Genomic DNA, 7,070 nt, shown 5'->3' on the forward strand with positions numbered 1-7,070 from the left:
TCGGAATACGTTTTTTTTTGCGTTAAATGGCCGGAATCTGAGTTGTGGCACAGGTTTAGACTAGATTAAAGTATTGAACAAAAGCAAACTTTAAATTGTCTTTAAGTCAAGAAACCAAATGAAATTTTTACCTATATAGCCTCGTGTCACAGCTCTTTTTATTTACGCACTTTTAATCAATCACAACTTTAGTGCCGTAAGCAACATTATCGTAAAACCACTTAGCATCTGGCACCGCTAACCTCACACAACCGTGAGAATGGGCAGTACGTCCGAGCATATTGGCTTCTTTGACGTTAAAGTTACCGTATTGGTCAGTTGGAACGGTATGGAACAGGTAGATTCCATGGTCCTTAAACGACACCCAATCTTTGGCGCCCTCTTTAGACTGCGCGTTATAGAAAAACTTACCGCGTTCAGCCTGAATATGGAAGGTACCTCGAGGCGTGGAGTTATCCACACCCGTTGACGCAAACATGGTATAAACCGTCTTATTGCCATCCTTAATGTACACCCGCTGATGTTTCACCGAAACGTGAACCCACGGATCCTTTAGTTGGTCCCACTTAGGGTACGGTTTATTTTCAGAAGGCTTACGCCAATTGATTTGAACTGGAGCAGCCTTTTTTGTCGTCACTTTTTTGGTCGTACGCGCTGCCTGATCGCTCCTAGTTGGTGTCGGCGTCATGAGATAATGCGCCGTAACTCCTAGTACACCTAGGGCAACGATAACGGTAATGAATTGCAAAACCCGCTTCATAATCTCTCTCCAAACATGTCTTAATAACTATAATTGTAGCATGTCAATGTTTCAAAGGGATAACATTTAACGAAACGGCCAACACTTTACTGATTCTTAAGACTTAGTTTTTCAACGTTCAGCACTTTATCAGCTAATCCATTGTAAAAACTAACCTCATGGCTGACTACGATGGCGTTGCCAGGGAACTTATTAATCGCGTCCTTTAAGGCTTCCTTGGTTTCTTCATCCAAATGGTTCGTCGGTTCATCCAAGATTAAAAAGTTACTTGGTTCAAATTCCATCATGGCTAACTTAACCTTCGTCTGTTCACCACCAGAAAGTTGTCCGATTGGCTTCATAGCGTTGGCTGCATCCAAGCCGCATTTAGCAAGCTTAGTTCGGATGGCTTTTTGAGGGAGCTTTTCGTATTTGGCCTGAATAATCTTCAGTGGCGTTTCCTGGTCGTTTTCCCATTCAAGATCTTGACTGAAATAGCTGACCTTGGCCGAAGGAGAAAATTGTGCCGAACCACCCTTTGATTTAATCAAACCAAGAATTGTCTTAATCAAGGTTGATTTACCAACCCCGTTAAAACCTTCAAACCCAACTTTTTCACCAGTATTCACGGAGAACGTCACTGGCTTTAACAGCGGCCGATTATAACCAACAGAAAGATGGTCCACCACTAACGCGTTTTGCGAACCCGTATCTTCATACGGAAAGTTAAAGCTGGCCTGAATATTACTCGAAGGCGGATCCACCAAATCCATATGCGAAAGTTGTTTTTCACGGGACTTAGCTTGTTTTGACCGCGTCCCCGCCTTGAATTTAGCGATGAATTTTTCGGTTTTTTCAATCTGAACCTGTTGCTTTTCGTATTCTTTACGTTGGGCCTCTTCACGTTCAGTCCGTTGACGCATGGCTGATTTGAAGCTACCACGATACTTAGTGATTTTTCCAAAAGCAACGTTGATGATACAGTTAGTCACCTGTTCCAAAAAGTCATAATCATGGGAAATGACCATTGCGGCGCCATCGAAACTATTCAAATAATCAACCAACCAGGCAATGTGTCCCACATCCAAGTAGTTCGTTGGTTCATCCAGTAAAATGACGTCTGGGTTCTGCAGTAACAGTTTAGCTAAAATAATTTTAGACCGTTGACCACCAGACATTTGAGCGACTTCGTGATCACGACCAATATCATCAAGGCCAAGACCGGTGATGATCCGTTCGATCTCAGTTTCGATATCGTAAAAGTTGCTGGCTTCCAGTTCTTCTTGAATTCTACCAGCCCGTTCTAATAATTTATCGTCAGCCGTTTCCGCATAATCAGTATACAGTTGCGTCATGCGCTCGTTTTTATCGTACAAATCTTGAAACGCAGTGTGCAGAAAATCAATCAGCGTCATCCCGTCAGGAATATCAGCGTATTGATCCAAGTAACCAACGTGAATTCCTTTTTGCCACTTAACGGAACCGGATAATGGCAGTTCGTCCCCGGTCAGAACCTTGATCAAGGTTGATTTACCAACCCCATTTTGACCAACGATTCCCATGTGCTCACCCTTATTTAGCTGAAAACTTGCATCATCGTACAGCCGTTTGTCAGCAAAAGCCATACTAAGGTTTTCAACTTCTAGTAAAGACATTTTTCGATATACCTCCCTTAATCGGGGTGCAGAGGTAGGCTTTTAAACAGAATACCTAAGGGACTTCCAACAAACTTGGACTAACAAGTTCGTCAAAAGTCCCCTAGCCAAAATTATCAGCTTGCCGGAACACCATTCATTTAAACAGCCTTTAAAGGCTAAATTTAAGTTCATTTTCATTTTTTCACAACACTTCACCCTATCACGAAACGATTTTAATAGCAAGAAATGCAGCTGAAATAAGGCATGATAACGGGCTTTCTCAAACACTGTTCCAAAATCGTTTAATTATACTTGTGAAAGAGATGGGGACGCTTACAAGCGGATTTATAATTTTTTCATTGTAAAAATATCTATCAGATAGTACGGACCTAGCTGTTTTTAAGTCTGTGGTATAATAATGCCCATACAATAATCACACAAAGGATGACAAAATTGAATATTAAAGATATTGATAGTCTGACATTAAGTGTAAGTGACATCAATCATGCGATGCGTTTTTACCACGAAGTGTTTGACTTGCCAATCGTAAAGAACGCCCAACAGCCGACTTTACAACTTGGGCACCACCGTTTAACCTTTCGGACACCTGACGATAAAGACGTTATCACCGCTCATGTGGTCGCCCCAGGCAGCGCTGAACTGGCGCTAGAAACCCATGATGCGCTGGAAGATACCCTGTCTCATCTCACCAATTACGCAGTGGAGATTGCGGACGGACCAGTTCCTTATGAGGGTACCAAAGGTTCAGCAACTGCCTTATGGGTTCGTGATCCAGATCAGAACCTGATTAAAATCATTACCTATTAGAATCAACTAGAAGTGAGGTGCCGAAATATGGCTTATATCAGACGTCAAGGCTTACGTATCGGCGCTTTTATTTTATTACTGGCGACATATCTAACTAACTCTGTTCTATTAGAATTTGCAACTAAATATGCCAATAAAAACATTGGTTTAGCTGACCGGTTCATCGGTGCTATGCTGATGATGGTAGCTGTCATATTAGTCTTATATACATGGTTATATCATCGCCAGCTCAAGCGATATAATCCGCGGCAATTTGGCCGTCAAACATTTAATGGACACCGCATCAGCCAGTTACTGCTACTGTTTGTCTTTATGCTAGCGATCCAGATTGCTTGGTCTCAGTTGATCACACATCATCTGCTGCCCATGCCCAGTAACCAGTCAGCACTAGAGAGTGAAATGCAGCAATTGCCCTTTTGGAACACAGTTTACGGTGTTTTGATTGCACCCGTCCTGGAAGAATTCCTTTTTCGTGGCTTCTTTTTCAACTTTTTCTTTTCAAGAAATTTCCGTTGGAGCAACGTTCTCGGTGTTTTCTTCAGCGGATTACTTTTTGGCTACCTGCACACGATGACCTTTTCTGTAACCACTCTGTTTTATGCATCACTGGGTTGGGTATTAGCTGGTACTTACCTGTACTTCAAAGATCTCAGATACAGCATTGCGCTGCATTTCATGAATAATCTATGGGCCGTTCTCTAGCAGGAAAAAGTATATTTTTGTTTCTATATGACAAAGCATGGTGTATAATATAGTCACGATAACTACTAATGTAGCTTATCAAGCACGAAAGGACTCAGCCCTGTTTACAGGGTTGGGTCCTTTTGTTTCACACTTTTTTACAACAAAAGCCAGACCTCTGAAACATAAGTGACGCTTGCGTATCAGTAGTCTGGTCATTATAATAGTAGGTATTCTAGTTCGGAGGAATTCAAATGACAAAGTACGCTAAGCAGTTAAATTCTTGGCAGTCCCGGTAATCAAACCGCTTTTTGATGCGGTTTGAACAACATGTTCAATACACGTGTCTTGCCGGTTACTTTGTTATATGAGTGACGCGCTGCATGACTAACCTTGCACGTCGCGCTTCCTAGACGACTTCTGCGAGGAGTCGCCTTTTTTATTTCTGTCAAATTAATTTTAGATTGGGGAATCGAATCATGAAGCGACTATACGCTTTAATTGCTATTATTGTTATTTTTCTAGGTTTCGCTTTCGTTGGTGAAGGCGGAACGGGTAAACCAGCTAAGGTTGCTAAACCAACCGTCGGCATTTTGCAACTCATGTCCCATCCTGCTTTAGACGCTATCCACCACGGAATTATTCATGGCTTGGAGGAAAAGGGTTATCACCCCGGCAAAAACATCAAGATTGATTTTCAAAATGCCCAAAATGATCAGAGTAATCTCATGACCATGAGTAACCGTTTTGTCAACGAAGATGCTAACGCAACGATTGGTATCGCTACACCATCAGCGCAGGCGTTAGCCAATGCAACTTCTAAAATTCCCATTGTGTTAGGTGCGGTTACCGACCCTAAAGGTGCTGGCTTAGTCAAGAACAACCAGCAACCAGGACATAACATCACTGGTGTTTCTGATCAAGCACCTTTGAAAGAGCAGCTTGGCCTCATTAAGCAAGTCGTCCCCAAGATGAAGACACTGGGAATCTTCTACACATCCAGCGACGATTCAGCTGCTGCTCAATACAAGCAATTCAAGCAGTTATGCGCGGACGAACACATTAACTTAAAGGCTTACTCCATTTCTAACACTAATGATGTGGATCAAGTGTCCCAACAAATGGTTCAAAACGTGGATGCTGTCTATATTCCTACCGACAACACGGTGGCTTCAGCCATGCAGACACTGATCAAGAACTCTAATGCTGCCAAAGTTCCCGTCTTTCCAGCTGTGGATACCATGGTTAAGAGCGGTGGCCTCGCTACTTACAGTATCAATCAGTACAAACTGGGCGTCCTAACCGGTCGTATGACTGCTGATATTTTAAAGGGCAAAAAACCGGCTACAACACCGATTAAATTCATTCGTCACGGTGATTTGATTCTGAACATGAAAGCAGCCGATCGACTGGGAATCACCTTCCCAAGTTCACTGGTTAAAGAAGCACAAAAGAAGGGAGAAATCATCAAATGACATTTGGATTAGGCGTTTCTGCCATCGGTCAAGGGTTGCTCTGGGCAACCTTAGGACTAGGACTTTTCCTGACTTTTAGAATCTTAGACTTCCCTGATATGACGGTTGAAGGCACGTTCCCAATGGGGGCTGCAGCTTGTGTCGCCGCAATCAATAACGGTATCAGTCCAATCTGGGCAACACTGATCGCTATTGGCGTGGGAATGCTCTGTGGTCTAGCAACTGGTTTGCTATACACCAAGGGACGCATTCCGATCCTATTAGCTGGTATTTTGGTCATGACCGCCGCTTACTCAGTAAACCTGCGCATCATGCACGGCCGGTCTAATCTGACACTGTTAGATAAACCCTCACTGCTAAAACTACCAATTTTCGCACACGCCCCAATGTATTTTGACAGTGTGTTTCTCGGCTTTACCGTGATTGTTATCTTAACCCTGGTCCTAATTTACTTCCTGCAAACCGACTTGGGACAAGCCTTCATCGCCACTGGTGATAACGAGAAGATGGCCCGGTCATTAGGAATCAAAACCGATAACATGAAGATCATGGGCTTAATGGTATCAAACGGTGTCATTGGCTTAGGTGGTGCCCTGGTTGCTCAAAACGACGGGTATGCTGACGTCAACATGGGGATCGGCGTCATCGTCATTGCACTGGCTTCCATCATTATCGGTGAAGTTGCCTTTGGTGAACTGACCATGAACCAACGCCTAATTGCCGTGACTTTAGGTTCGATTCTCTACCGTTTCGTACTGTTAGTCGTCTTGAAGTTGGGCTTCAACACCAACGATTTAAAGTTGTTCTCATCCGTTGTTTTGGCCCTTTGCATGATGGTGCCAGTTTTCCGGGATATGTTCAACTTAAAGCGCGTTTGGAAACGGGGGATCACTACTCATGACTAAACCAATTCTAGAATTAAAACACGTCGTTACGAAAGTTAACCGCAATACACCAGAAGAACTCACCCTGTTAAAAGATTTAAACCTCACTATTAACGAAGGTGACTTCATCACGATACTAGGCTCTAACGGTGCTGGTAAATCCACACTGTTCAACACCATTGCGGGTAATTTAACCATCGACTCCGGTGACATTTTACTTCGCGGCAAAAGTATTGCTAACGAATCTGAGGAACGGCGGACCCGTTTCTTAAGTCGGGTTTTCCAAGACCCTAAGTTGGGAACTGCACCCCGAATGACCGTAGCTGAAAATTTGTTGCTGGCCACTAAGCGCGGTGAGCACCGCCATTTGGCCCCACGTCATCTCAAACAGCACATGGCTGAATTCCAAGAAATGACCAGTGGCATGGGTAACGGCTTAAACGAGCGCTTAAACACACCCACTGGCAGTTTATCCGGTGGTCAGCGTCAAGCACTGAGTTTCTTGATGGCAACTCTGAAAAAACCTGATATTTTATTGCTGGATGAACACACCGCTGCCTTAGATCCAAAAACTTCGCAAGAGTTGATGACCGCAACTAACGAACGAATCATTGCTCAAAACTTGACCTGCTTGATGATCACCCACCATTTGGATGATGCGCTTAAGTATGGTAACCGACTTGTAGTGATCAGTGACGGGAAGATTACCTTCGACGTTTCTGGTGACGAAAAACAACAACTGACACAGGAAAAACTGTATAGTTTCTTTTCTGACTTACAAGAATAGTGTCCAAACAAAAAAGCTAATGAACAGTTCAGCGCTGTT

Annotated in this window: 7 protein-coding genes; 5 read left to right on the forward strand and 2 right to left on the reverse strand. The window is 43.4% G+C overall.

Going from position 1 to position 7,070, the window contains the following annotated elements; translation table 11 throughout:
- Positions 1-172: 172 nt before the first annotated feature.
- Both AC6H04_RS09900 and AC6H04_RS09905 read right to left on the reverse strand, forming a co-directional pair.
- On the reverse strand, positions 173-760 hold the full coding sequence (locus AC6H04_RS09900; RefSeq protein WP_497571511.1) for a L,D-transpeptidase: 588 nt from the start codon (positions 758-760) through the stop codon (positions 173-175).
- 86 nt (positions 761-846) lie between these two features.
- Positions 847-2,394: an ABC-F family ATP-binding cassette domain-containing protein gene (locus AC6H04_RS09905; protein ID WP_497571512.1), complete on the reverse strand. Its 1,548-nt coding sequence runs from the start codon at positions 2,392-2,394 to the stop codon at positions 847-849.
- A gap of 435 nt (positions 2,395-2,829) precedes the next feature.
- Here AC6H04_RS09905 and AC6H04_RS09910 point away from each other — a divergent pair, with 435 nt between their 5' ends.
- The 5 genes from AC6H04_RS09910 (at position 2,830) to AC6H04_RS09930 (ending at position 7,031) form a co-directional block, all read left to right on the forward strand.
- On the forward strand, positions 2,830-3,204 hold the full coding sequence (locus AC6H04_RS09910; RefSeq protein WP_497571513.1) for a VOC family protein: 375 nt from the start codon (positions 2,830-2,832) through the stop codon (positions 3,202-3,204).
- Between the two features lie 27 nt (positions 3,205-3,231).
- Positions 3,232-3,906, forward strand: coding sequence for a CPBP family intramembrane glutamic endopeptidase (locus AC6H04_RS09915; RefSeq protein WP_497571514.1), 675 nt, complete (start codon positions 3,232-3,234; stop codon positions 3,904-3,906).
- A gap of 458 nt (positions 3,907-4,364) precedes the next feature.
- Complete coding sequence (gene trpX, locus AC6H04_RS09920) at positions 4,365-5,360, forward strand: tryptophan ABC transporter substrate-binding protein (RefSeq protein WP_497571515.1); 996 nt, start codon at positions 4,365-4,367, stop codon at positions 5,358-5,360.
- Positions 5,357-6,265 (forward strand): ABC transporter permease, encoded by a 909-nt coding sequence (locus tag AC6H04_RS09925; protein WP_497571516.1) that lies wholly within the window; start codon positions 5,357-5,359, stop codon positions 6,263-6,265. The genes trpX and AC6H04_RS09925 overlap by 4 nt, the downstream gene beginning before the upstream one ends.
- The gene (locus tag AC6H04_RS09930; RefSeq protein WP_497571517.1) at positions 6,258-7,031 is read left to right on the forward strand and encodes an ABC transporter ATP-binding protein; all 774 of its coding nucleotides are present in this window, start codon (positions 6,258-6,260) and stop codon (positions 7,029-7,031) included. Before AC6H04_RS09925 ends, AC6H04_RS09930 begins: the two co-directional genes overlap by 8 nt.
- Positions 7,032-7,070: the final 39 nt, after the last annotated feature.

Source organism: Secundilactobacillus sp. MJ173 (assembly GCF_059704265.1).